The organism is Xanthomonas sp. WHRI 6106 (assembly GCF_040202405.1).
Taxonomy (GTDB): Bacteria; Pseudomonadota; Gammaproteobacteria; order Xanthomonadales; family Xanthomonadaceae; genus Xanthomonas; species Xanthomonas cannabis.
On record NZ_JBEGFC010000002.1, the window covers coordinates 450,093 to 477,084 of the forward strand.

General features: G+C 65.5%; 16 protein-coding genes. 9 read left to right on the top strand and 7 right to left on the bottom strand.

The window, feature by feature from the left end; genetic code table 11:
- Nucleotides 1-67 precede the first annotated feature (67 nt).
- A complete protein-coding gene (gene trmB, locus ABQZ09_RS05255) occupies nucleotides 68-826 on the top strand; it encodes a tRNA (guanosine(46)-N7)-methyltransferase TrmB (RefSeq protein WP_039563886.1) in 759 nt (252 codons plus the stop codon).
- Between the two features lie 77 nt (nucleotides 827-903).
- Nucleotides 904-2,766, top strand: a complete 1,863-nt coding sequence (locus ABQZ09_RS05260; RefSeq protein WP_039405401.1) for an SLC13 family permease — start codon at nucleotides 904-906, stop codon at nucleotides 2,764-2,766.
- Nucleotides 2,767-2,923: 157 nt separating this feature from the next.
- Here the strand turns inward: ABQZ09_RS05260 and ABQZ09_RS05265 are convergent, their stop codons facing one another.
- The gene (locus tag ABQZ09_RS05265; protein WP_228314916.1) at nucleotides 2,924-3,265 is read right to left on the bottom strand and encodes a Rieske (2Fe-2S) protein; all 342 of its coding nucleotides are present in this window, start codon (nucleotides 3,263-3,265) and stop codon (nucleotides 2,924-2,926) included.
- A 252-nt stretch (nucleotides 3,266-3,517) separates the two neighbouring features.
- Between ABQZ09_RS05265 and ABQZ09_RS05270 the strand changes: the two genes are divergently transcribed.
- The 5 genes from ABQZ09_RS05270 (at nucleotide 3,518) to ABQZ09_RS05290 (ending at nucleotide 7,853) form a co-directional block, all read left to right on the top strand.
- On the top strand, nucleotides 3,518-3,793 hold the full coding sequence (locus ABQZ09_RS05270; protein WP_047693074.1) for a membrane protein: 276 nt from the start codon (nucleotides 3,518-3,520) through the stop codon (nucleotides 3,791-3,793).
- Between the two features lie 223 nt (nucleotides 3,794-4,016).
- Nucleotides 4,017-4,730: a fumarylacetoacetate hydrolase family protein gene (locus tag ABQZ09_RS05275; protein WP_349776305.1), complete on the top strand. Its 714-nt coding sequence runs from the start codon at nucleotides 4,017-4,019 to the stop codon at nucleotides 4,728-4,730.
- 60 nt (nucleotides 4,731-4,790) lie between these two features.
- A complete protein-coding gene (gene mscL / locus ABQZ09_RS05280; RefSeq protein ID WP_039415313.1) occupies nucleotides 4,791-5,222 on the top strand; it encodes a large-conductance mechanosensitive channel protein MscL in 432 nt (143 codons plus the stop codon).
- Nucleotides 5,223-5,329: 107 nt separating this feature from the next.
- Nucleotides 5,330-6,748 carry a M28 family peptidase gene (locus ABQZ09_RS05285; RefSeq protein WP_228314915.1) on the top strand — a complete coding sequence of 473 codons (1,419 nt, stop codon included), beginning with the start codon at nucleotides 5,330-5,332 and terminating at the stop codon, nucleotides 6,746-6,748.
- Between the two features lie 52 nt (nucleotides 6,749-6,800).
- Nucleotides 6,801-7,853, top strand: coding sequence for a LacI family DNA-binding transcriptional regulator (locus ABQZ09_RS05290; protein ID WP_349776306.1), 1,053 nt, complete (start codon nucleotides 6,801-6,803; stop codon nucleotides 7,851-7,853).
- 382 nt (nucleotides 7,854-8,235) lie between these two features.
- On the opposite strand, the gene ABQZ09_RS05295 is transcribed toward ABQZ09_RS05290, so the two are convergent.
- The 3 genes from ABQZ09_RS05295 to ABQZ09_RS05305 form a co-directional block, all read right to left on the bottom strand.
- The gene (locus tag ABQZ09_RS05295; RefSeq protein WP_456362203.1) at nucleotides 8,236-9,867 is read right to left on the bottom strand and encodes a glycoside hydrolase family 6 protein; all 1,632 of its coding nucleotides are present in this window, start codon (nucleotides 9,865-9,867) and stop codon (nucleotides 8,236-8,238) included.
- Nucleotides 9,868-10,623: 756 nt separating this feature from the next.
- A complete protein-coding gene (locus ABQZ09_RS05300; RefSeq protein ID WP_039414212.1) occupies nucleotides 10,624-13,560 on the bottom strand; it encodes a TonB-dependent receptor in 2,937 nt (978 codons plus the stop codon).
- Between the two features lie 142 nt (nucleotides 13,561-13,702).
- A complete protein-coding gene (locus tag ABQZ09_RS05305; RefSeq protein ID WP_349776307.1) occupies nucleotides 13,703-17,170 on the bottom strand; it encodes a glycosyl hydrolase 2 galactose-binding domain-containing protein in 3,468 nt (1,155 codons plus the stop codon).
- 219 nt (nucleotides 17,171-17,389) lie between these two features.
- Between ABQZ09_RS05305 and ABQZ09_RS05310 the strand changes: the two genes are divergently transcribed.
- Entirely contained in the window at nucleotides 17,390-19,354 is a 1,965-nt protein-coding gene (locus ABQZ09_RS05310; RefSeq protein WP_349776308.1) for a glycoside hydrolase family 97 protein, read from the top strand.
- Between the two features lie 468 nt (nucleotides 19,355-19,822).
- Nucleotides 19,823-21,223 (top strand): neprosin family prolyl endopeptidase, encoded by a 1,401-nt coding sequence (locus ABQZ09_RS05315; RefSeq protein WP_349776309.1) that lies wholly within the window; start codon nucleotides 19,823-19,825, stop codon nucleotides 21,221-21,223.
- A 41-nt stretch (nucleotides 21,224-21,264) separates the two neighbouring features.
- On the opposite strand, the gene ABQZ09_RS05320 is transcribed toward ABQZ09_RS05315, so the two are convergent.
- The 3 genes from ABQZ09_RS05320 to ABQZ09_RS05330 all read right to left on the bottom strand — a co-directional run bounded on the left by ABQZ09_RS05320 (nucleotide 21,265) and on the right by ABQZ09_RS05330 (nucleotide 26,923).
- The gene (locus ABQZ09_RS05320; protein WP_503018527.1) at nucleotides 21,265-22,776 is read right to left on the bottom strand and encodes a carboxylesterase/lipase family protein; all 1,512 of its coding nucleotides are present in this window, start codon (nucleotides 22,774-22,776) and stop codon (nucleotides 21,265-21,267) included.
- Nucleotides 22,776-23,693, bottom strand: coding sequence for a TrmH family RNA methyltransferase (locus tag ABQZ09_RS05325; protein ID WP_349776310.1), 918 nt, complete (start codon nucleotides 23,691-23,693; stop codon nucleotides 22,776-22,778). The genes ABQZ09_RS05320 and ABQZ09_RS05325 overlap by 1 nt, the downstream gene beginning before the upstream one ends.
- A gap of 554 nt (nucleotides 23,694-24,247) precedes the next feature.
- Nucleotides 24,248-26,923, bottom strand: a complete 2,676-nt coding sequence (locus ABQZ09_RS05330) for a M1 family metallopeptidase (RefSeq protein WP_349776311.1) — start codon at nucleotides 26,921-26,923, stop codon at nucleotides 24,248-24,250.
- Nucleotides 26,924-26,992 lie beyond the last annotated feature (69 nt).

Here is a 26,992-nt window from a genome sequence, read left to right on the forward strand (position 1 = left end):
GGCGCGCAAACTGTGCCTCCTTGCCCCCGGTGGGAGAGGGGCGTTCGTTCCGCCGATGACTTAATTCATGACTGACCCTTTCACCAGCGACGGCGCGAAGATGCCGCCCAAACCTTTCACCATCGAAGAAGGCCGCCGGCAGGTGCGCAGCTTCGTGCTGCGCCAGGGCCGCTTCACGCCGGCGCAGCAGCGTGCGTTTGACGAGTTATGGCCGCGTTTCGGGCTGGACTACACCGGCGCCCCGCGCGATCTGGCTGCCACGTTCGGACGCGACGCGCCCAAGGTGCTGGAAATCGGCTTCGGCAATGGTGCGGCGTTGCGCTTCGCCGCGCAGCAGGACCCCAGCCGCGATTACATCGGCATCGAGGTGCACGCGCCCGGTGTGGGCCGTCTGCTCAACGCGCTGGACGAGGACGGCAGCACGCATGTGCGCCTGTATCACCACGATGCGGTGGAAGTGCTCGAACACGAGATCGCCGATGGCGCACTGGACGAGGTGCGCATCTATTTCCCCGACCCGTGGCACAAGAAGCGCCACAACAAGCGTCGCCTGATCCAGCCGGCGTTCGTGCAGCTGGTGGTGCGCAAGCTGCGCGAGGGTGGCCGCCTGCACGCGGCCACCGACTGGGCCGATTACGCCGAGCAGATGTGGGACGTGCTCGACGCCACACCGGGCCTGGTCAACCGCGCCGGCCCGCGCGGCCACGTCGAACGCCCCGCCTGGCGCCCGCAGACCCACTTCGAAACCCGCGGCCAGAAGCTTGGGCACGGCGTGTGGGATCTGGTTTATGACCGGGATTCGGGAATCGGGATTGGGGATTCGTAACAGCAGCTATCCCGGCAGCCAGACGCTTCAGCGCTTCTAACCAATCCCCACTCCCGAATCACGAATCCCGGCCCCCAATGGACACCGCGCTGACGCTGACCAACGATATGAAGCTCGTCCTCGGGCTGGTCGGTTTCACGATGGCGATGTTTCTGTTCGAGCGCATCCGCGCCGACGTAGTGGCCTTGATCGTGCTGGTGGTGCTTGGGGTCACCGGGTTGGTGGCACCGGAAGAATTGTTCGGTGGTTTTTCCGGTAATGCGGTGATGAGCATCATCGCCACCACCATTCTTGGCGCGGGCCTGGAGCGCACCGGTGCATTGAACCGGTTGGCCAGCTGGCTGCTGCGGCGTTCGCACGGCAGCGAGCAGCGCCTGATGATGATGACGCTGGCCATCTCCGGCTTGAATTCGTCGTTCATGCAGAACCCGTCGGTGATGGCCCTGTATCTGCCGGTCGCCTCGCGGCTGGCCGCGCGTACCGGGCTCACCCTGCAGCGCATGTTGTTGCCGATCGCCGCGGCGATCGTGATGGGCGGCGCGCTCACCATGGTGGGCAACTCGCCGCTGATCCTGCTCAACGACCTGCTGGTTTCGGCCAACAACAACCTGCCCTCGGGCATGGCGAGCATCGAACCGTTGACCATGTTTGCGCCATTGCCGATCGGTGTGGCGCTGCTGATCGCCGCATTGCTGTACTTCCGCTTCTACGGCGACCGCAAGCTGATCGAAGAAGAACGCCTGATCAACGAAGGCGTCACGCCCTCGCGCACCGAAAGCTATTTCGCCAAGACCTACGGCATCGATGGCGACGTGTTCGAACTCACCGTGACCGCCGAAAGCCCCTTGGTCGGCATGACTCTTGGCGAGGCCGAGGCCATCCATGACGCGCCGTTGCTGCTGGCCCTGAAGACCGGCAACGACACCCGCCTGGCCCCACCGGCGGACATGCGCATCTGGGTGGGCAGCGTGCTCGGCGCCATGGGGCCGCGCCAGGAGGTGAACGATTTTGCGCAGAACCACTTCCTGCGCATGTCCTCGCGGCTGCGCAACCTGGGCGACCTGTTTAACCCCAGTCTTGCAGGCATTTCCGAGGCGCTGATCCCGCCCAACTCGCGGTTGATCGGCAAGAGTGCCGGCGAGCTGCGGCTGCGCAAGCAGGCCGGCATCAGCCTGCTGGCGATCAACCGCGACAAGCAGGTCATCCGCGAGGACGTACGCAACGTGCCGCTGCGCGCTGGCGACATGCTGGTGTTCCACAGCATCTGGCAGGACCTGGCGCAGGCGGCGGAAAGCCGCGATTTCGTGCCGGTCACCGACTTCCCGAAAGGCGAGCAGCGCCCGCACAAGTTCAAGATCGCGATGGCGATCTTTGCCTTCACCATCTTGATCGCACTGACCTCGCGCCTGCCGGTGGCGCTGACGCTGATGACCGGCGTGGCCTGCATGCTGGTCAGCGGCGTGCTGCGCATGGACGAGGCCTACGCCTCGATCAACTGGAAGACCATCTTCATGATGGCCGGGCTGATCCCGCTCGGCTGGGCGATGGACAGCAGCGGCACTGCAGCCTGGGTGGCCGGCCACACCATCGACCGGCTGCCCGAAGGCATTCCGGTGTGGGCGCTGGAAATCAGCCTGGCTTTGCTCACCACCGCGTTCTCGCTGGTGATCAGCCATGTGGGTGCGACCATCGTGATGGTGCCGATTGCGGTGAATCTGGCACTGGCCGCCAATGGCAACCCGACGGCGTTTGCGCTGATCGTGGCGTTGTCGGCATCCAACAATCTGATGACCGCCTCCAACCCGGTAATCTCGATGGTGGCCGGCCCGGCCAACTATCAACCGCGCGAGCTGTGGCGCGTGGGCGCGCCGTTGTCGCTGATCTACATCGTGGTGATGGTGTCGATGATCAACCTGATGTTCTGGTGGGCGGCGCGTTAGAGCCATGATGCTGGCGCTCGGCTTCGATGGCGCCGGCATATCGCAGGCAAGCCCGCAGTAGCGCCTACTGCGCGGCACCGTCGCGTCGAACAGCATTGCAATGCAGCGCACATCGCAGCGTGCGCCAAATGCCGGCGCTCACGCACCTGGTACAGCGCTACCCCAGTACCACCTGCTCGCCCTCGACGCGCACCGGCACCGCTACCAGCGACTGCCCGCGACAGGGCCCGCTGATGCATTCGCCGGCATCAAGCTCGAACGCCGCGCCATGGGCTGCGCAGACCAGGTGACCATCCTTGGTCGTGAGGAACTGCCCCGGCGCCCAGTCCAGCCGGCGGCCGGCGTGCGGGCAGATGTTCAACCACGCGCGCACCTGCAGGCCCTGGCGATACACCACCAGCGACTCGGTGCCCTCGCCCAACGCTGCTTCGACTTCCAGCACTCCGGCATCGGGAATCTGCGTCAACGCGATGCGTGTGGTCCAGGAAGACGAGGACATAGACCTTGAAAGAGTGAGGAGTGGCCGCCGATTGTGGCATGCGACTGCGCGCGCGTCGGCGCGCTGCGTGCCGGGCGTGAGTGACCGCTGGACCGGGCGGTCACCCGTACACCTTGGCTACGGCAGACCTCGGTCAGCGCGTCGCATGTGATGTGTTTAACAAAACTGGCGTTGGATTAACAAAGTTTTCACTCAATGACATGAAACCGCAACGATACTTCGCGCTTGTTTCCTGCCCGGCAGCCCACCGCCATGCCTGCACGCTTGTTCCAATACGGCAACCTCCATTCCCTGTTTGCGCCCCGCAAGCCGCGTCACCCATTGGTGCGCGTTGCTGCCGGCCTGGCAGGCCTGGCGATTCTTGCGGTGCTGATCTTCTTCAGCGTGTTTGTCGGCGCGGCCATGATACTGGGCGGTATTGCCTGGAAGGTCCTGAGCAAGTCGCACCGTAGCCCCCCGCAGCAGGCGCGCGTGGTCGACGCCGAGTACCGCGTGGTACGCAAGCCCGCGCTGCCGATGTCGCACTGAGCGCCCAGACGCTTGCGCTGTACATCCCGCAGCGTCTCGCTGCGGGAATGAAAACCCGCTACCTGCATCGGCATGTGCTCGCACATGCCGATCTGCATTGCGGGGCCTGAACATGTCGGGTCCTCGCCGTGCGGGCCGTCGTCCACGCGCGTTCAGCAGTGAAGGTTCCGTCGTACACAGCCAAGCGGCTAGACTCACGCGTCCCCCGTTCGAGGATGCGCGCATGACCCACGATGTGATTCCCGCCGCCGATGTTCCGCGCATTCCGGTGGTGGGTGGTGGCAGTTTTCCGGTGCACCGCATCTATTGTGTGGGGCGTAACTTCGCCGACCACGCGCGCGAGATGGGCGCCAGTGCGCCGGCGTCCAAGGCCGAACGCGGTCAGCCGACCTTTTTCATGAAGCCTGCCGATGCCGTCGTGGTCGGTCACGGCGACCAGATCCCCTACCCGCCCGGCACCAGGGAGCTGCATCACGAGGTGGAGCTGGTGGTGGCACTCGGCAGCGATGCACCTGAGGGCGAATTGCCGGTGGAACAGGCCGAGCGCCTGATCTACGGTTATGGCGTGGGCCTGGATCTGACCCGCCGCGATCTGCAGGCCGCTGCCAAGGCCAAGGGCCTGCCGTGGGATATCGCGAAAGGCTTCGACCATTCCGCACCGGTCAGCGAGTTGGTGCACGCCGGCGAAGTCGGCGCCCTGGAGGCGCTGAATCTGTCGCTGGAGGTCAACGGACAGGTGCGCCAGCAATCGTTGCTGGACCAGATGATCTGGAGCGTGCCGGAGATTTTGCACGAGCTGTCCAAGCTGTATGCACTGCGCGCGGGCGATCTGGTCTTCATGGGCACGCCGGCCGGCGTCGGCCCACTGTTGCCGGGCGACCAGTTCAGTGCTCGCCTGGAAAACGTCGCCGAACGCCACGGCATCATCGCGGGCTGACATCGGCCGGGCTACGATCGGGCCGCGGCAGTTGGTCCGCGACCGCATCAGGAGTGCGATATGGGTATGGTCAGCGAATTCAAGCAATTCGCGATGCGCGGCAATGTCATCGACCTGGCTGTCGGTGTGGTCATCGGTGCGGCGTTCGGCAAGATCGTCACCGCGCTGGTGGAAAAGATCATCATGCCGCCAATCGGTTGGGCCATCGGCAATGTGGATTTCTCGCGCCTGGCGTGGGTGCTCAAGCCTGCGGAAGTGGATGCCACCGGCAAGGAGATTCCGGCCGTGGTGGTCGGCTATGGTGATTTCATCAACACCGTGGTGCAGTTCGTGATCATTGCGTTTGCGATCTTCCTGGTGGTCAAGCTGATCAACCGCCTGAGCCATCGCAAGCCCGACGCACCCAAGGGCCCGAGCGAAGAAGTGCTGCTGCTGCGCGAGATTCGCGACTCGCTCAAGACCGACACGCTCAAGACGCCGGGCGCGCTGTAAGCGGACGCAACCAACGCGCGCTTCGCGCGCAGGGATGACTTTTCGCACGCCGACCGGGGACCTTGCGCTGATAAGCTCAGGGTCCCCTCGTCGTTGGAGCGTCCTGCATGCGTCGCCTCGCTGTCGCCATCTCTGCCCTACTCGCCTGCTCCTGCGCGCTCGCCGCACAGACCAGCATTCCCGACAGCGCATTGCGCACCGCGGCGCAGTTGCGCGAGCAGGCCCTGGCCGATGACACCGGCTTTGCGGTGGTGCAATCGCTTACCACCGAAGTGGGCCCGCGCATTGCCGGTGGCGAAGCAGATCCGCGTGCGGTGGCCTGGGCCAAGGCCAAGTTCCAGTCGCTGGGCTTCGACAAGGTGTGGACCGAGCCGGTGAGCTTTCCCAAGTGGGAACGCCGCAGCGAACATGCAGCGGTCGTCGGCGCGCACGCGCAGCCACTGACCGTCACCGCGCTGGGCGGCAGCCCCGGCGGCACGGTCGAAGGCGAGGTGGTGCGGTTTGAAAACCTGGCCGCATTGCAGGCCGCGCCAGCCGGATCGCTGACCGGCAAGATCGCATTCGTCGATTACCAGATGGTCAAGGCGCGCGACGGCAAGGATTACGGCAATGGCGGTGCCGTGCGCAGCAAAGGGCCGTCGGAAGCGATTCGCAAGGGCGCAATTGGATTTGTGATGCGCTCGGCCGGCACCGACTCGCACCGGGTGCCGCATACCGGCATCACCCGTTTCGATGACGGCCTGACGCCGGTACCGGCCGCGGCGCTGTCGGTACCCGATGCCAACCAACTGGCTCGCCTCGCTGCGCTGGGCACGACGCGCCTGCGGCTGGCGCTGGACTGCGGCTGGGACGGCACGGCCACCTCGTACAACGTCATCGGCGAGATCACCGGGCGCAGCAAGCCCAAGGAAGTGGTGGTGATCGGCGGGCATCTGGATTCGTGGGATCTGGGCACAGGTGCGATCGACGACGGTGCCGGCGTGGCGATCACCATGGCTGCCGGCCACCTGATCGGCCAGCTCAAGCAGGCACCCAAGCGCACGATTCGTGTCGTGGCCTTTGCCAACGAGGAGCAAGGCCTGTACGGCGGCAAGGCGTATGCCGCCGCGCACGGCAGGAATGCCAAGGACCTGGCGCTGCATCAGATTGGCGCAGAGAGCGACTTCGGCGCCGGGCGCATCTATGCGTTCAACACCGGCTCTGCCGCCCCGGACGACTCGCGTGCCGCGACCAAGCAGATTGCCGAGGTGCTGGCACCGCTGGGCATCGCGTATGCGCCGGACAAGGGCGGCCCCGGTCCGGATGTGGGGCCGATTTCCGCCAAGGGCGGCGCCTGGGCCTGGCTGGCGCAGGACGGCACCGACTACTTCGACCTGCACCACACCGCCGACGACACGCTGGACAAGATCGACCCAAAGGCGCTCGCGCAGAACGTGGCCGCCTACACCGTGTTCGCCTATCTGGCAGCCGAGGCAGATGGCGATTTCGGCAGCCGCGCAAAGTCTGTGCAACCGCCGAACGAGTAATCTGGGAACGCAGCACGGCGTTGGCGTTTCTACTCCAGGACGAGCACACACGATGGTGGCCAAGCGGCAACGCAGTGCAAACAACGCGGCGACGTTGCTGGACGTCGCCAAACATGCAGGCGTGTCGCCGATGACCGCATCGCGCGTGATCAACCGGCATCCGCATGTCGGCCAGGACATGCGCACGCGCGTGGAAGCGTCGGTGCAGGCGCTGGGCTACCGCCCCAATCTTGCAGGCCGCTCGCTGCGTACCAGCGGCCTGTTGCGCATCGGCGTGCTGTACAGCAATCCCAGTGCGGCCTACCTCAATCAATTCATGCTCGGGCTGCTGGAGCAGAGCAGCCTCAACGGCAGCCAGGTGCTGGTGGAAAAATGCGGCGCCATCCGCAGCCAGCGCGCAGCGACCGAACGCCTGCTCGCCGCCGGCGTGGACGGGGTGATCCTGCCGCCGCCACTGTGCGATTCGCGGCAGACCATTGCCGAACTGGATGCGCGCGGCATCCCGGTAGTGGCCGTGGCCAGCGGCGCGCCGATGGCGCAAATCAGCTCGGTGCGCATCGACGACTATCAGGCCGCACGCGCCATCGTCGCGCACCTGATCGAGCTCGGTCACCGCCGCATCGCGCTGATCAAGGGCGACCCGAAACACACCCCAAGCGCGCTGCGCGCCAACGGATACCTGGACAGCCTGCAGGCCGCCGGCCTGCCAATCACCGACGCGTTGATCGCCGACGGGCTGTTTACCTACCACTCCGGTCTGCTCGCAGCGCGTAGCCTGCTGGCGCAGCCGCACCCACCCACTGCGATCTTTTGCAGCAACGACGACATGGCTGCCGCAGCGGTGGCGGTGGCGCATGGTCTGGGCCTGCGCGTGCCCGAAGACGTGTCGGTGGCCGGCTTCGACGACACACCGGTCGCCACCACCATCTGGCCGGAACTCACCACTGTGCATCAACCGGTTACCGCGATGGGCCGTGCGGCGGTGTCGTTGCTTGCCGACGCCATTCGGCAACGGCGCAAGGGCGATGCCGCCCATGGGGTGCATCAGGTGATGAAATACACCCTGGTCAGACGCGGTTCGACGGCTGCCCCGCCAAAGGGATAGCCACTGCACTGGCAGCGCGCGCGCGCTGCAGCGACGCAATGTCATCGAAGAAGACACTGCTGCCTGGAATCATCGCACTGGCCTTCGTGGCGACACATGCCAATGAACTTGCGAGCAAGACGTCATTGGTGCGGGACGGGTGATTTCAGAGAGACAGAATCGGTACGGTGCTGGATCCGTGTCGCCTCTTGCTTGGTCTGTGCGCAGACAGACCACCGATCGACGAAGCAATGGGCCAACCGCACCTGCGGTATCCCCGGCAGCCCAGTGGCTGCCGGGGACATTCACACAACATCAGCGACACAGCGGTAGCACACTTGCGGAGGACGCCAGCGCAGACCTCACGATCGGCGATGCGGGCACGCTGCGTGCGCCGGCCGCATCACCTGTTCGGCTTGGCACGCACGACGGCTGACGGGGCGCTCGCTCCTGCCGCACTGTTTGCGGTCACCACATAGTCGTAGTCGGCGCCATTGCTGACCGATTGATCGACATACGATGCCGCCGCGACATTGGCCCCCACCGTGGTGAATGCACCGGCTCCACCGGCACGCCGCTGCACCGTGTAGCTGGTCGCGCCGGCCACTGGCGACCAGCTCAGCCTGACCCGGCTGTCGCCGACGGTGGCGGTGAGGCCGCGCGTTGCGCTCGGCGCGGCGACCGGTGCCGCGGTGGCCACCGCGGTGCTGGCAGTTGCGATGACCGGGTACGCGTTGTTCACCAGTTCGATGAACTGGTTATGGAACCACGCACCGGAGATCGGCGCACCGGCGAGCGCGCCGGTCAACACGCCATCGGCCGTGGTGTACGTGGGGTCGCACATGCGATCAAAGCCCTTGCCCTCGTTGTTCGGAATCAGGGTGCTGGACCCATCGGACTCGCCCGGCGGCTTGACCCAGGCATACGCGTCCAGATGCGGGCCCGGCGCGGCGGTCGGAAGTGCGCCGATGCCTGCGCCACTTTGATTGCACCAGTTGCCGCGATGCAGGCGGCGATCGATGCGGCCGGTATTGACGTACGAATTGATGTCGCTACCGAAGGCGCTGGTCGGGCGATTCGGACCACCCCAGCCGTTACGGCCGGTATCGATGATGAAGCCGATCGTGCTGGGCCAACCCGCGCTGACAAATCCGTTGTACAGGGCCTGGGTGAAATCGGTCTCGTCGAAATACGGATTCCATTCGTAGAATTTCGCCGACTTGATCGGCTGACCATTCACGCTCAACTCGGGATTGGGCAGATTCGGTTCATTCAGCGGCGTGGTGTTGGCGGTATTGGTGACAAAGCCATCCACGCTTGCCAGACCCGCACTCGTCCCCTGCACCACCCGGGTATACAGCGAGATGGACGGACCGCGGTTGCTGTCCCAGCCCAGCCAGCCGGAGTGGCCGATATCCAGATAATTGTAGGTATTGGGTATCGCGTGCAGTTTATTGAGCGCATACTTGATGCCTTCTTCGTAGATCCCGGTCGAATTGGCAAGCGCGCAGCGCATGTCATTCAAATTGGTGACCAGATTGGGCAGGCTGTCGGGCTCGATGACATTGACGATACGAATATCTTTGTATTTGGGATCGGCGAAGATGGCCGCGATCACATCGATATATTCTTTCTTGTAACGCTCCAGCGCGGCGGGCGTGAGCGGCAATTCACCATTGGATGCCAGTGCATGGCAATCGCGTCCGGGTAGATCGTAAATGACGAAGCTAGCAGTGATCGGCGTATTGGCCTTTTTCTGCGCCAGCGCCGCATCCAGATGCCCCCTCAGACCGAGTCGCCCGGCATTTTGCGAACCACCGGCGATTGCCGCGATACGATCGAGCCACACTGCGGTCGGCAGGGTTTTGACCACGCCCATCTTGGCCTTCAACGGAACGCCCTTTATCTTCGCGATCGATGCATCGACTTTCTTGGCGTAATCCGGATTGACATAACCGGTGGCACCAACGAATGGATTATCGACGTGGGCCTGCGCGCAGACCGTCGCCACGACCATCGGGTTCAATGCCAACAGCGATAACGCCATGGCGCGCTTGACGTGACGATGGATGCCCTTGCTGGAATTCATGATATTCACCTAGTTTTATTGGATGGTGTTTATTCCGATTCACTGCAGCACTGCCTGTCTTTGGCTTGCGTTCTTCCTTTGTCGGGGCACCCATCGGAGATAGCTGGAGCCACTCAAACACGCTCCGTCGGCGTCCCGCCGAAGAGCATTTGCATGGCATTACGTTGATGATGCCCAGGCAGAAACGCAGGCCAATGGCCTGTTTGTCTCTGAGGACAGCACCCAAGACCTCGGATTTGGCGGCTAGCGCGCTCGCAACGCGATCATCCTTGCGATGCTGCCACCGTGATGTGCGGAGTATCTCCAGGGAGCGAATGAGCGATCAGCATGGGACGCTGTGCCTGCGAACCGGGGGGTCGGGTTCGCCATGCGGAAACTACGCTGCATAACAAGCATAAGCAATCGTCAAACATTGCGGTTGCACACAGATCCAGCCACTGCCCGGGACCGAGTTTCAACAGCAGGCAGTACTACACAAATGGATGTGCCATTACGCACAAAAAAACGGCCACATCGCTTCCCGACGATGCGGCCGAATGGGAGGGTACCCAACGTCGCCGTCGGGCGTACTGCAACACCGGCAAACCGGTGACGGGAAGAAAGCGCAATGACCGCTTGGAGAGGGAGAAACAGAAAACCATGTGCGACACGGCGCAGGGGTGCGCCGTGTCGCACATTGGTACATCGCATCAAACCGTCACATCAGAAGCGCAGACGCAGGCCGGCGTAGTAACGACGCTCGAAGATGTTCTGGTCGTAATAGTGGTTGGTCCACTGCGCGTAACGCCGCTCACTTTCGCCAGTGAGATTGGTGGCTTGCGCGTAGAGCGTCAGGTGATCGTTGACGTCGTAACTGAAGGAGGCGTCCAGGTAGCCGACGTCGTCGTTCCAGATGGCCAGCTCATCGCCCCACGCACCGCTGTTGACCTGACTGAAGCGCTTGCTGCGCCAGTTATAGGCCACACGCGCCTGCAACTTGTCCTTCTGGTACCACAACACCGCGTTGGCCTGATGCTTGGAGTTGTCGCCGATGGGCAACGTATTGCCTTCGATATCGGTGTTGTCGGTGTCGGCGTCGGAGAAGGTGTAGTTGATGTTGGTGCCGAACCCGCTCAACCAGCCCGGCAGGAAGTCGAACGCCTGTTGGTAGCCGATTTCGAAACCCTTGATCTTGCCGCCACCGCCGTTGACGATGCGCTCCACCGGGCCGCCCAGCCGCACCACGCCATCGGCGTCGGGCTGGGGCTCGATGTTGGTCACCGTGGTCGGGAACGACTTCACATCGATCAGGAAGGCACCCACGCTGATCAACGACGCGTCGGAGAAATACCATTCCCACGAGGCGTTGTAGTTGGTGGCGCGGTACGGATCCAGATCCGGGTTACCCGAGCGTCCGTTGAGGAACAGCACCGCATCGGAGGGCAGCGCCGGGTTGCGCGGCGGCGTGCCGTTGACGGCATAGAAGCTGACCAGGCCGCGCCCCAGATCGGGCAGGTCCTGACGGGCGACAGCCTTGTTGTAGGCAAAGCGCAGCTTCTGCGCGTCGGTGATGTCCAGCGACAGGTTGGCGGTGGGCAGCACGTCGGTGTACTGACGGTTCAAACGATTGGTCCCGATCGCCGGGCTGACGCCATTCCATTCCACGTTGCCGATAAACACATTGCCGCTGCTCAGGTACTGATCGATCGCCAGCTTGGTCTGCACGATGCGTGCGCCGATGTTGGCCGTCCACGGCACCGCACTGCCGGTTCCGCCTTCCAGGTTGGCCAGAAAATACGCCGCAGTGCTCTTTTCGGTGACCTTGTACGAGTCGGCGGCCTGCTGGTACGCCACATTGCCGGGGTACAGGCTGTTGAGATAGCCCACCGGGTCCTTCATGACCTGCGGGTTGATTGCCGGCAAGCCCTGGCTGCCCAGGCCGGTGACCTTGAGCGGATCGAAGTCGTTGAAGTAAGCCCAGTAGCCGGGAATCGAATTGAACGGCAGCAGGCGCGCTTCCGAGACACCGCTGCAGGTGTCCACGATCAGCGGGTCCTTGAAGTAATACAGCGAACGATTGGGATCGGCGCAGCTGGTGGACACCGGCGACAGGTACCGATAGGTGTCCAGCTTGACCTCGCGCTCGCCATAGCGGATGCCGAACTGGAAGCCGCGCACCACGCCTTCATCGAACTCGAAGGTGCCGTCGGCGCGGAAGGCGTCCATCGTCGCTTCGATCTTGTTGCCCTGCGCCCAGGTGGACATCAGCTGCCAGTTGTCCGGGTTGGACACGTCGGTGCCGAGGTTGACCGCCGGGTAGGTGCCACGGAAATCCACCGACGCGTCCACCGTGGGCAGGCCATTGGCATTGGCCCATTGGGTGACACCACCGGCACGCGTGATTTGGTCGCCGCGCGTTACTACTGCATCGGCACGCGCTTCGTCGTAGGTGCGCTGCGCATCGCCGTGCACCCAGCGGAACGATGCACGGAACGGGCCGCCATCATCGAAACGCAGCTCCAGATTGGTATTGAGCGAATCCGAATCGGCAACGCCGGCCATCGAGTGCGCCTGGAACCGGTTGTAGCGGAACTGGCCGTATTCGAGCACACCGTTGGAATCGACCACCGACCCCGGTTGCAACTGGTTGGTCGCCCAGCCGGTGTGCAGCTGCGCGGCCACCGAGGTGTCCTGGTCTTCGAGCTTGGTGTAGGCCGCATCGGCCAGCACCGTCCACGAGTCGTTGATGTTGAACTGGAACGAGCCGTTGACGCCGGTACGCTGGCGATCGGTGCTCCGGTTGTCCAGTTCCGTCGCCACCCAGTTGTAGAAGTAATCGCGCGGCAGGTTGGACGGATCGGTATTGCTGCCGATACGGCCATCGCCATTGAAGTCGAAGCCCACGTTCTGCTCGGTGGACTTCTGCGCGCCGTTGGAATACACGCTGGGGTGCTTGTTCTCCAGCGTGGCATCGGAATACGACACCGCCAGCAAGGCGCCCCAGCGCTCGGTGCGGAAGCTGGCAAGGCCCGAGTACAGCTCGTTGAGTTCCTGCACGCGATCGCCGTAGGAGCCCTCGGCCTGGCCGCTGAAGGTCCAGCCTTCGGGCAGATCGAACGGGCGACGCGTCTTCAGCGAGACGGTGCCGCTGATGCCGCCATCCAGGTCGGCGGCGGTGGGCGACTTGATGACGTCCACACCACTGAACAACGTCGGCGGAATATCGACAAAGTCCGGCTGCGCGCGACCGATGTTGGGCTGGCCGAACTGGTCACCGCCACCGGCGCTCAGATACAGCTCACCGTTCATGGTGGTCTGCACCTGCGGCATGCCGCGGATATTGAGCTGCGAGCCTTCGCCGGCCGAGCGCCGGATCTGGACGCCGGGCACGCGCTGCAGCGAGTCGGTGATGGTGACGTCGGGCAGCTTGCCGATGTCTTCGGCCGAGATCGAATCGATGATCTGCGCAGCGGTGCGCTTGTTCTCGATGGCCTCGGCCTGCGCGCCACGCACGCCCTTGACCATGACCTTGTCCAACTCGGTGACGCCCGGGGTGCTACCGGCGTCCTGCGCGGCGGCCTGTGCAGCCGCCAGGGTAAGTGCAACCGCGAGCGCGGCGGCCAGCGGGGTGTGGCGGGTACTGCGATGCAGCTTGTTCATGGTCCCCTCCCAGGGATGACGACAATCCACGACCGTTTCGAATGGCAATGCCGGGGGGCACTGCGGTGTTGGCTGGCACGCCGGGTGGCGCGCCAGTGCAAACGCCGTGCAGGGCGCACGGCGTGGCAAGGTATCGGCGCGGCTACGGAAGCCCGCTCGCAGCGCCGGTTGAGGGTTCGACATTCCAGCCGCGCACCTGCAGCGTGGCGTTACGCAAGGTGGCGGCCGATGGCCCGCGGATCTCCACTTCGCGCTGCTCGCCCGGCACCAGGCTCAGGTAGTTGTCGCTGTAGTACGCCGGCAGGATGCGTTGGCCTTGCGCATCCACCAGGGTCAACTTGGTGTTGAGCGCCACCTGCTGCGAGGGGTTGCGCACGGTGGCACGCAACACCGGCTCTGCGCCGTCTTCCAGCCGCATGGTGAGCTGCACCGGTACCGCGGACAGCGCACCCAGGCCGCGCATGGCAGCCGCATCGCGCGCTACCCAATAGAAGTTGCGCGAACGCACCACCGCATCGCGATCGAGCAACTGCAAGCGCACAAAGCCCAGCCCGTGGGTGTCCTTGAGCAACGGCGCCAGCTGCATCACCGGTGCCGAGACCGCAACAGCGGCAGCATCGACCGCTTGTTCGCGTTGCTGCAGCAGCGCACCGTTGGTGCCATAGATCTCCGCCCGTACCCGCAAGCCGCGCACCGGGTCGGTGGCGTTGTTGACCACCACCACCTCGTGACCCGGCAGGTTCATCTGCACATGCAGCATCTCTGCCGCGTTGCGCACACCGTAGTAGGCCGCGTGGGTGTCGTAGTCGTGGCTGTAGATCTGCCACATGTTGCTGGGCCAGGCGGGATGGCTCATCCACAGCAGGCGCCCGCTGTTCTTGGTCCACAGCTGCGCGTTGAAGCCTTCGAAGATGGCACGATGGGTGTCGTAGTTGAGCAGCTGCGCCTTGCGCTCGAAGTCCTCCAGGCTGGTAGGCGCACCAAGCTTGTCGGTGAGCGAGCGCATGAAGCTGGCGGTGTCGCCATTCCCGGACTGGTGCCAGTCGTGGTATGCCCAGCCATCGCTAATCGGCCACTGGTCCTGCGCCGCCGGGACCGAGGCCTTGAACGACTCCAGGGTGGAAAACGATGGCGTGCCCACTTCCACCGAAAAGCCCTGCGCCAAGGCGTTGAAGTAGCCCACCGGCTCGCGGTAGTTGTACGGGCCGCTGCCTTGCAGATTGACCTGATTGGAACTGCCGGTGTACCAGCGCGTGCCGTCAAGTTCGGCCACGAGCTTGTCCAGGCCCTCGTTGAGGATGGGGGCAGGCACGCCCTCATTGCGGCCGAACCACAGCACGATGGATGGGTGATTGCGGAAACGCTTGATCACCTCGGCCGCATTGTCCAGGAACAGCGCCGCGTCGGCCGGCTCCATGTTGTAGTTCTGGGTGGACTGCCAGAAGTCGTTGAGCACCAGCATGCCGTACTCGTCGGCCAGATCGAAGAAGCTGCTCTGGGTGTTCTGCCCCACCCAGTTGCGCACCACATTGAAATGCGCATCGCGCTGCAGCCGGAAGTACGGCTCCAGCCGCTCGCGCGACACGCGCTTGCGCCAATCGTCCATGCCCCAGTTGCCGCCCTTGACGGCGATGCGCACGCCATTGATGCGCAGGGCCAGGTACGGCGCCAGCGCATCGTCCTTCAGCGGCGTAACTGCCGGCGATACGGCGGCACCGGGATAGAACGATTGCGCATCGCCACCGGGTACGGGACGGATCGCGCTGTGGCGCGCATCCACAATGCGCTCGCCACGCAGGCGCGCCTTGTTGAAATCCACCAGCACCCGACGCAACGCGCCATCTTCATCGAACAGCGACAACTCGTAGGTGACCTCGCGAATGCCGAAGCGCAACTGCTGCGTGTCCGAATGCGTACCGGCAACCTCCACCCCCACCTGCACGGTGTAGAGCGCTGGCTCGCCATAGCCGTTGGGCCACCACAGGCGTGGGTTGGCGATGACCAATTGCGGGGTATCGGCAGCGGTGAGCTTGAGCGTGGTGCCGCCTGCCGGCACATTGACCTCGCGCTGGATGCGCACATCGCCAATGGCCAACTGCACGGTGCCCTGCACGGGCGCAGCACCGTCGTTGCGCAGCGGCACGCTGACTTCGAGCTCGGCGCGGCGGTGATCCGGCGCCAGACGCGCGGTGACCACCCGGGTGTCGCCGATGGTGACCGGCCCGGTGGCATGCAGCTGCACGTCCTGCCACAGACCGGCATTACGGTCGCGCACGGCCGGAATCCAGTCCCAGCCCTCGCTGGCGATGAAGGTGGGCCCGTCCAGCGCCTGCACGCCGCCGTTTTCGCCGACGCCGGCGGTCATCGACTGCTCATGCGCAATGCCCGGATGCGGCGGTGGCGACACGCGCACCGCAACGACATTACGGCCGGGCCTGAGCTGCTTGCTGACATCGAAGCGACCGCGTGCAAATGCACCGCGCGTGCGCCCGATCTGCGTGCCGTTGACCCAGATTTCGCCGGCATAGTTGATGCCGTTGAACAGCAGCTCCAGCCGCTTGCCTTGCGCGTCGGCGGGCAGATCGAAACTGCTGCGGTACCACCAGTCCTGCCGGCTCAGCGATTCGGGAATGGCCATGTTGTTGAGGCCGATATCCGGATCCGGATACACGCCGCGATCGACCAACGTGGTGAGCACCGTGCCCGGTACCGTGGCCACATGCCAGGCGCTGCCACCCGCCGTGTCGCCACGCGACAACGTGGCGCCTGTGGCGGGCCCGAGATCCGGCGCGGCTGCCAGTTGCCACGCACCCACCCGCCACGCAGCGGCATCCAGCGGCTGCAAGGCCGGCGTGTTCGGCACCGGCTTGGCCACCGGCGCAGAAAACGCCGCTGCACTGCGCGGCAACGTTGCGGGCGCCTGTGGCGCCACCTGCCCGGCCATTTGCTTGACCTGTACCTGCCACGCCGGCGATGCATCCTCGAAGCGCTGCAGCACCGGGTCCGGCGTCTGTGCGGCCAGCTGCGCGACCGCGGCCGCCTCCAGTGCCTGCGCCTGCGCGGTGAAGCCGGCGATCTCGCCACCGAAGTGCTGCGTGTAGGCGGCCGGTTGCTCGCGCGGGCCGAACATCAGCACCGGCGCCACTGCACGTTGCCGGGCGGCACCGCTGGCAACCTGGCGGCCGTTCGCGTACAGCGTCAGACGCCCACCACGGGCGACGGCGGCCACCTGCGTCCACTCGCCTGGGCGTAGCGCCTGCTTGCTGCGCAGCACGCTATCGGCACCCTGCACGAAGCCGAGATTGCCGGCATCGATCGCGAAGTAGCGGCCTGCATCCTTGGGATCGCCGACACCGGCAATCAGGGCCGGCCCGGTGCTCGCGCGCGATGGGCGTACCCACGCCGACAGGCTCCAGTCCGCGTTGGCGGCCAGCAGCGGTGCATCGGCGGCGAGCTTCTTTGCCAGCCCCATCCCGCCCGCGAGCACGCGGACATCGTAAGGCCCCGGCGGATTCGCATCGGCGGGCGCAGCCTCCACTGCAGTCCAGCTCATGCAACCACACAACAACCACAGCGCTCCACGGCGGAACGCCTTGCGAACCATCAGCATTAGAGGCCTCTCCCAAGCTCTACTGCCACGCAACGGTGCACACCACGTCCGTGCAAACCGACCAGCGTCCATCCGGACAGTGCGTCGCTCGCGCTTGGTGATGCAGCCCGTGGCTGCCGCCCCTGTTTCAGCGGCCATGGTGCGAGGTAACGTTACCCCAAGGTGATATCGACGACAACCTTTCTGCGTTAGGGTTGGCGCTCCCAGGAGGAGGGACTCATGCGAAACCTGATCCAGTCCGCACTACCGGCGGCATGCGCATTGCTGTGGTTGATCGCAACGCCCGCAACCGCGCAGCGCCTGCGCGTGCAATCGCCCGACGCACGCACCGAAGTGGAATTCACCCTGCGCGAGGGCGGCGTGCCCAGCTATCGCGTGCTGTACCGCAACACGTTGGTGCTCGCCGACGCACCGCTCGGGTTGGATCTGGGCAACGCCGGCAAACTCGGCAGCGACATGCGCGTGCAAGACAGCACCACCGAAACGCATGACAGCCGGTTTGCCTTGCAGGTCGGCAAGACGCAGCAGGGCCGCGACCACTACCGCGCGCTGCGTGTGCACTTGTCCGATCGACAGCAACGCCGGCTCACCATCGAACTACGCGCGTACGACGACGGTGTGGCACTGCGTTACGTGTTACCAGCCGCTGGCGAGGTGCGCATTCGCGACGAACTCACCAGCTTTGCGTTTCCACGCGACTACCCATGCTGGAGCTTGAATCTGGGCCGGTTCGGAACCAGCCACGAGGGCGAGTACGACGCCATCGCTGCGTCCAGATTGCGCCCGCACAACCTGCTCGAGTTGCCGCTGGTCTGCCAGACCGATGCCAAAGGCACCACGCTGGCGATTGCCGAGGCGAACCTGCGCGATTACGCCGGGCTCTACCTCACTGGCCGCGCCGATGGCAGCCTGGGCGTCTCGGCCGGGTTGTCGCCACAGTTGGACAACCCCAGGCTGGCGGTCAGCATCGACGCCAAGGGGCGCGATTTCGCAACGCCGTGGCGGGTGATCATGCTGGGCGACACGCCTGCCAGCCTGATCGAATCCAACCTGATTTCCGCGTTGAATCCACCACCTGCCTTTGATGCAAGTTGGGTCCGCGCCGGTAAATCGGCATGGGACTGGTGGTCGGGCAGTCTGGCCAGCGGGGTGGCCAATCCGGGCATGAATACCGCCACGATCCAGCGCTACATCGACCACGCACAGCGGTTGCGCCTGCAATACATGCTGATCGATGACGGCTGGTATTACGGCAGCACCGGCGATGGCCAATACAACGCAGACGCCGATATCCGCCGGCCGGTGGCGCAACTGGATCTACCGGGTCTGGTCAGCTATGCGCGCAAGCGCGATGTCGGCCTGTGGCTGTGGGCACATTGGCGTGCGCTCGATGCACACATGGACGACGCACTGGCGTGGTACCAGCAACTCGGCATCAAGGGCATCAAGGTCGACTTCATGGACCGCGACGATCAGCAGATGGTGGACTTCTACCATCGCCTGCTGAGCAAGGCTGCCGAGCACAAGCTGCTGGTGGATCTGCACGGTGCGTATCACCCGACCGGCCTGACCCGCACCTACCCCAACTATCTGACCCAGGAAGGCGTGCTGGGCGCGGAATACAACAAGTGGACCACCCGCATCACCGCCACGCATAACCTCACGCTGCCGTTTACGCGCATGTTGCTCGGGCCGATGGACTACACCCCGGGCGGCTTCCGCAATGTTCGCCCGGCCGAATTCAAGATGCAGCACATCGCACCGCAGGTCATGACCACGCGTGCGCAGCAGCTGGCGATGTATGTGGTGTACGAAAGCCCGTTCGCGGTGGTGGCCGACAGCCCGGAGCAATACGAAAATGTGCCGGCCGCGCAATTCCTGCGCGATGTCCCGGCAAGCTGGGACGAAACCCGCGCCCTGGACGGTGCGATCGGCGAGCACATCGCATTGGCGCGGCGCAGCGGCAAGGACTGGTACCTGGGCGCGATGACCAACGAACAGGCACGCACGCTGACCCTGCCGCTGTCGTTCCTGGGCAAAGGCACCTGGACGGCGACGATCTATGCCGACGGCCAGGCTCCGACCGACGTGCGGATCGAGACCCGCACACTCACCCGCAACGACACCCTGGAATTGGCGCTGGCTGCCAGCGGCGGCGCAGCGGTACGGCTGCACAAGCAGTAGCCGGCGCGTTGCGCTCAACGCGCAGTGATCCGCGCTGCGTCCCCTGCCCGCAGATCAAGACACGTGATCACCTGGAACATGCACGCAACCAACCCCTCTCCCGCCGCGAGAGGGGTTGGCGCGCCGCTCGTGGCAGGCAGCGTTGCACTGCGTCCGGCGATCTGCATCCGCTTAGCGCATTACGCTTGGCGCGTGCCTGGTGTCACGCAATGGAGACGCCCGGAGACTTTTGAAAAATAGATAACCTAGTATGCGCGGGCCTTCACCGCAGGCCTGCGCCGACGACCGCTTTCCGGTCTGTCCCTGCGATGGTGATGGCACGGTGCGCATGGTTCGCCGCATGCACGCTGTCTCGCTCCGGCCCCAGGAAAGACACTGATGACCTTCCGTTCCAAGCGACCGATGTCGATCGGCCGCGCCGTTGCTGCGCTTGTCATTTGCACGAGCGCTCAGGCCAGCCTCGCAGGCATGCTCCTGGCGCCCTCCACCTCAGTGGCCGATGACCAACGCATCGACGCGGTGATGCCGCCACTCCTGAACACCCCTGCCACCGCACGCACTGCCGCCAAGCCGCATCTCGCTGCACAACGCGCCGCTACCGCGGCATCGCGCGCGTTTCCCCTGGTGACACCGGAGTTCAAGCAATTTCTGGATGCGCAGGCGCAGCTCAGCTACGCCAACCGCGCGCCTGCGGCAAAGGTCAAGGACCCTGTCGCCTTCGCACAGATGCAGCGCTATCTGTTCAATCGCTACAACGGGCTGACCGTCTTGCGCAGTGTGCGTCAGGGCAAGGCGGTGTTCGATTGCATCCCGCGTGCGCAGCAACCTGCCTTGCGCGATGGCAGCACGCCCGCCTTGCCGCCGACCATCGCTGCCGGTGTCAGCAGCGGCGCTGCGCTGGAGGCGGCGCCGCGCTGCGATGCCGGCAGTGTGCCGCTGGCACGCATCGGCCTGGCCGACATCAGCAAGCATGCGACGCTGCAGGACTTCCTGCGCGGTACCACACCACGCATCACCGCACCCACCCGCGCAACCATCGCACCAGCCGCGCAGCAGGCCGCGTCGGTGGTGCATTACTACTCCACCATCTATCTGGATACCGCCGGCTCGCCGGTCACCGGTGCCGGCGCCGATCTCAACACCTGGGTCCCGGCCGTGCGTGCCAACGATGCGCAGTCGATCAGTCAGATCTGGTTGGGGGGTTATACCCGGCAGGGGCAGATCCAGACACTGGAGGCCGGCTGGCAAACCCAGCCAGGCGCCGGCTGGGGCAACACGCCGATCCTGTTCATCTATTCCACCCAGGATGGCTACCTCACCACCGGTTGCCACAACCTGGACTGCGCGGACTTCGTGCAGGTCAGCAGCGCAAACGTGCTAGGTGCCGCACCGGCCGGCGGCTTCAGCAGCGCAGGCGGCAAACAGGCCATGTTGCACGTGGAATTCCAGCGCAATGCCGATGGCTACTGGTGGTTCGGCTTGAATGGCGAATGGATCGGTTACTACAAAGCCGACCTCTACGCGGGCGACATTGCCGAAGGCAGCGCCAACATCTTCATTTCCGCAGGTGGGGAGATTTCGACCTGGGACGGCCGCCCGAGCGCACCGATGGGCAGTGGCCGGTTCGCGTCTGTCGGTTACCGCCAGGCAGCCTTTCAGGCCAACCACTTCTACCGCGATGCCGGCATAGCCACCCGACCGGCACAGCGCCTGTCATCGCTCAACGTCGAGCAGCCTGCCTGCTACACGCTGGCACTGGCCGGGTACAGCTATCCGTACGCATTGGGCAGCGGTGTGTCGCGCACCAGCCTGTCGCCGGAGATGCAGAACGGCGGCTTCTATTTCGGTGGCCCGGGCTGCGCACGCTGAGGTGAAGCGGTCGCGCGCACTGCAGCAGTGCGCGCGGTCGGCTACGGCAAATCCACCCCTGCACACACGGCCGGGCGCGCATCCTTGATCGGCTGCACGCCCTGCGCATCGAACTGCAACCCTGCATGCTTGGGCGCAAACGCCGGCCAGGCAGGCAGGCCCTTGGCATTCGGGTTACCACGCTGCACGAACGCAGCCCAGTAGCGCTGCAGCGACACCGGCGGCTGGCCGACCGGCAGATTCTTGAACAGGAACGGCAACTCCGCGCTGTGCGTGACCTGCGCGCCGGGTGCAGCCGTGTCGAACACGTAATGCCAGACCGGCACGCCGAGAGCGGCCTGGTGCCGGGCCACCGTCACCGCCGGACAGCGGAAGGTCAGGTCGGTCGACAACTGCATCGCCGCAGTGCCCTGACGTGCGGCGCGCTGCTGCGCATGCGCGCGTTGCGCCTGCAACACCGCATCGGCACGCTCGGGATAGTCGCGCCGCAGACGCGCCTGTGCGCCCTGCTCGCCACCGTAGGTGAGCTCCTGCACCACATAGCCGATCAGCAGTGGCACCTTGGCCTGTGCGCCGCTTGCCAGCAGCTCGGCCGGTGCACGCGGCAGCACGCGGCCATCGACCACGGCCTGCAGCCAGATGTAGCCGTCGTCATCCAGCGCCGGCACATCCACGCCCTGCCCGGCCTGGATCAACTGTTCCACCGGCAGCGCGCGCAGTTGATCCAGGCGCGTTGCCGGATCCTCGATGCCTGCGCGTTTGGCGATGGCAACGCCCAGCGCACGATTGTCCTCCAGGCTGCGTGCCGGCAAGCCGAACCCGGCGGTGCCGCTCTGTTCGATCGCCGCCGAAAACAGGCCGCGCGCCGATGGGCTGAGCATCAGCAGGCCCACGTCCTGGCCACCGGCCGATTGCCCGGCGATGGTCACCCGCGCCGGGTCGCCGCCGAACTGCGCGATGTTGTCGCGCACCCAGCGCAGCGCGGCGATCTGATCGAGCAGGGCGTAATTGCCGGCGGCCTCGTTGTCGCCATCGCGCAATTCCGGCAGTGACAGGAACCCCAGCGCGCCCAGCCGGTATTGCAGCGTCACCACCAGCATGTCTTGCGCAACGAGGTTGGTGGGCAGATGCCCATCGGCGCCGCCAGCCACGTTGGCGCCGCCATGAATCCACACGAACACCGGCAACGGCTTGGCCGGATGCAACGCAGGGGTCTGCACTTCCACGTACAGGCAGTCTTCGCTGCCGCGCCTTGCCATCGCGTCGTTCCAGCCCAGCGCAGGCTGCACGCACGGCGTGGCCGCCTGGGTGGCGTCGCGTACCTGTGTCCAGGCGGCCGCCGGTTGCGGCGGCCGCCAGCGCAACGCGCCCAGCGGCGGTGCGGCGAACGGAATCTTGCGGAACACCGCGCTGCCGTCGTCCTGCCACTGGCCGCGCACCACACCGTGATCGGTGCGCACGTCCGGTGGTGCGGCAGGCGTGGGCGCCGTGGCAGCAGCAGCGCTGCCGGTGATAACGCAGGTAGCAGCCAGTAGCCAGGCAGACACACGCATCAGATATCTCCGGTGATCACACGGGCACGCCAGGCGGCCTGGAAGACAGCGGTGGCCGAGGCCACGTTGAGACTTTCGACCTTGCCGCTGCCGCCGATGGACAGCTGCAGATCGCAGTCGCGCGCGAACTGGCGGTCCATGCCCTCGCTTTCCGCTCCCATCACGTACACCAGGCGCTGCGGCAGGCTGGCAGCGAACACGTCCTGTCCGCCATCAACGAGTGTGGCGGCCACCGCAAACCCAGCGTGCCGCAACTGCGTCAGCGCCTGCGCGGTGTCGGGCAACTGCACCAACGGCACCGCTTCGGCGCCGCCTTCGGCCACGCGTGCCGCAGCGCCGGACAACCCCAGCGTGGAACCGGCCGGCAGCAGCAAGCCGCCGACACCAAAATGCGCGGACGAGCGCAGGATCGCACCGAAGTTGTGCGGGTTGCCCACGCCATCCAGCCACAGCGCCAGCACCGGGCCCTGCGGCAACGCGGCCAGCCACTCCTGCAGCGGTTGCGGCGCCACGCGCAGCACCTCGGCCACCACGCCTTCATGGTGCGCACTGGCGGCCAGCTTGCTGAGGTCGGCGTCTTCCACCACGCGATACCCGATACGCTCGGCCACGCACCAGGCCAGCAAGGCCTTGAATTGCGGAATCCGCGCCTCGCTCAGATAGAGCTTGCGGATGGCTTGCGGGCGCGCCTTGAACACGGCCTGCACGGCATTGATGCCGTGCAGGCGCACCTCACGCGCGTTGCCGCTTGCCGCAGCGGCAGGTGGCGCGGTGGCGGGCGTATGCTGGGCCGGCGCGCGGGGTGCGGGACCGCGCGGTGTAGATGTGCGCGGCGCGGCACGGCCCCACGGGTTGTGCGAGGCGCCGCTGCCGCCATCGCGTGGCGGCCGTGGGCCGCGTCCATCGTGCTGTGTCATCGTCGTATCCAGAGGTAGGTGTTGCTTGCAGTGCTGACCAGGTTTTTCGGCCCCTTCCGCAACGTGGTGTTGGTCGTGCTGCAGCACCGGCAGGGCCGCAGCCGCAGGACTAGTGACGACGATGGTAAGCCACCGGCGCGATGGGACGTATACGTCGGCCGGGCTGAGCCACTGCGGACGTCTTGCCGTCCTGTGGAGGCGCGCTGTCGAGGCGACGAAACGCACGCAGCTTCGGCGTGCCCTTGGTGGAGCAGCTAACACACCTTGCGAGCAGTCGTCTGGTGGTGTGGACGGCGCGCAGCAACCGCACTCTACGCAGTGCAACATGCCGCGCCAGCACCAGCCGCGCCCGCCTTGTGGTGAGCGCGGTCGTTTTTGTCAGCTGCACTCAGGCAGACCGATCTGCCTGCTGCAGACCGCAGTCACGCGCGTGCAACACTCGGCCGAGAAGCGGCGCTCGCCCTGTTCTGGACGTACCGCCATGCATCGGGTTGGCCGAGGCCTGCGCAGTATCGACACCGCCGATACTGCGCACACCAGATGCATGCCGCAACTCAACGCTTGGCGGTCTGCGCCTGCTGGAGCGCGGCGCAGAGGCGGATGGTTTCGCCGGTCTGGGCCAGGCCGCGGTCGGCGCCGCTCAGGGTGGCCAGCCGCGGCTTGAAGAAGGCCTCCAGGCGGTCGGCTTCCTCGCTGCTGCAGCCGCCGCTGGCAGCCAGTGCCGGCAAGCCGCCGCCGTCGAACGAACCGCTGCGCTGCACGATACGGTCGAAGTTGGCGGTGAACCAGGGCCACATCGACGCATGCGAGGCCTGCTCGGCGTGACCACGCCGCAGCAGGCTCTTCATCTCGCCGACCTTGATCGCATCGGTGAGCGCGAAATCCCGTACCTGCTTGAGCAGCGCCGGGTCCTGCACCGCGCCCAGCCCATCGATCATCGCGTTGCGCTGCGCCGGGTCGGCATGCGTGCGCAGCGCGGCAATCAAGGCATTCACCGCGGCCGCTCCACGTTCCTGCACGGTCACCGACAGTGCGCTGCCGAGCAGGTCGGGATTGGCCGCGGAGAACTCCAGCGCCCCGTTGTCGCCGGCCAGCACGGCGTCGCCCTGGGCGAGCAAGGCCTTGCGCACCTCCGGCGTCTGCAGGCGCAAACCGAACAGGCTGGTCAACGCGCTCCGCAACGCGACGTCGTCGACCGACTCGCCACTGCGCCGCGTGTAACCCAACTGACGCAGGCGCGGCAGGTAGGCCTGCTCGGCCACCTTGCGCAAGGCGCTGCGCTGCGCCTCGGTGCTGGCCTGGTACTGCCAGATCCACACCAAGCGGTCCACCAGCGCGGTGGACACATCGGCCGATGCGGACGGCGCCAGCTGCTTGATCGCCGCCAGCACTGCATCGCTGTCGGCATCGCCATGGCGGTACGCCGCGTCGATCGCATCGGCATAGGCAAGCTGCTCGCTGTCGTCGAGCTGGCCGATCTGCTTGCCCAGTGCGGCCAGCTGCTTCTTCGGCAGGCTGAAACGGTAATAGCCGGCGCCACGCGCGTTCGGGAAGACCCAGGCGTTCTTGCCGGCGCCTTCCAGCACGATGCTGCCGCTGGCGCTGTCCAGCAGCTGGCAGGCAGTGCCGACCTGGTTCTTGTCCTTGCCGTACTTCACGCACACCGGCACGCCCCACTGCTGCGCGGTGGAGCCGGCCGAGCCCAGCGGCAGATAGCGCTGCTGCTGCAGCTTCACCACGGTCTTGCCGCCTTCGCGGGCCACCTGGGTTTGCAGGTACGGCACGCCCGGCTGGTTGAGGAAGCTGCGGAACGCGGCCTTGAAATCGGCGCCCTTGCCGGCCGCTTCGGCGATCGCATCGACCAGGTCGTCGGCGGTGGCATTGGCAAACTTGTGCTTGGCGATATAGGCGCGCATGCCCTCGCGGAACACATCCTCGCCGACGAAGGCTTCGAACATCGCCAGCACTGCCGCACCCTTCTGGTAGGTGATGCCGTCGAAGGCGGTTTCGATATCGCCATTGCCGGTGATCGGCTGGCGGATCTTGCGCGCGCTGACCAGGCTGTCGTTGTTCATCGCATATTGCGCACCACCGATCCGGTCCAGGTTGGCGTGGTATTCCGGATGCAGCTGCATGGTGATCTTCTGCTGCATCCAGGTGGCGAAGGCCTCGTTGAGCCACAGGTCGTCCCACCACGCCATGGTCACGGCATCGCCGGTCCATTGATGCGCCAGCTCATGCGCGTTGGTGTTGAAGGAACGCTGCACGTTCACCGCCGGCGAGTCCTTGTCCAACAGCAACAGCCAATCGCGGAAGGTGACAAACCCCGGGTTCTCCATCGCGCCGGCACTGAAATCCGGCGCGGCGACCAGATCGAGCTTGTCGAACGGATACCCGAACGCGTAGTAGTCCTCCAGCGCGGCGATGATGGCCGGGGTCTGGTCCAGTGCGGGCGTGATGCGCGGGCCCTGCCCCTTGGCGGCGATACCGCGCAACGGCGTGGCCGTGGGGCGCTGCGGGGTGGCCGGCATGGCCGGCACATCCACCACATCCCAGGGACCGGCCGCGTAGGCCACCAGATAGGTGGGCAGCGGCACGGTGGGCGCAAAGGTCACCGTCTTCCAGCCCTTGCCGGCCGGCTTGGTCGAGGTGGCGATGGTGTTGGCCAGCGCCTGGTCGTCGCTGGGCACCGTCAGGCTCAGGTCGAACGGCGTCTTGAACGCCGGCTCGTCGAAGCCCGGGAACGCGTAACGCGCACTGATCGGCTCCATCTGCGTCATCGCATAGGCATTGCCCTGGTACTTCACCTGGTACAGGCCCTGCAGCTGCTGATTGAGCGGCGCGCTATAGCTGATGTCCACGGTGAGCGTCTGCGGCTGCAGCGTGCGGCCGAAGTCCAGGCGCACCACACCGGTTTGTGCATCGGCCTGCACGTAGCGCGCGGTCAGCGGCTTGCCCTTGCCGGGCTTGACCGTGGCCTTGCTGACCGCTAGTTCCTTGCCATGCAGCCACAGGTGATCGGACGCCTGCTTGAGCTGCACGCGAATGGTGGTGCGGCCACTGAACTGCGTCTGCTCCGGATCGATCTTGAACGACAGGCTGTAGCGCTCGGGTACCGCCCAGGTCGGCAGGCGCCCATTGGGCACTGCCTCGCCGGACGTTTGCGCCAGCGCACTACCGCAGCACAGCGCAAGAAGGGAAGGAGCGAGCAGACAGGCAAGACGACGCATGGGCAATTCCGGTCAGGGTAACCGCCGAAGTCGACCACAGCCGGGCATGCGTGTCATGTGACCTTAGTC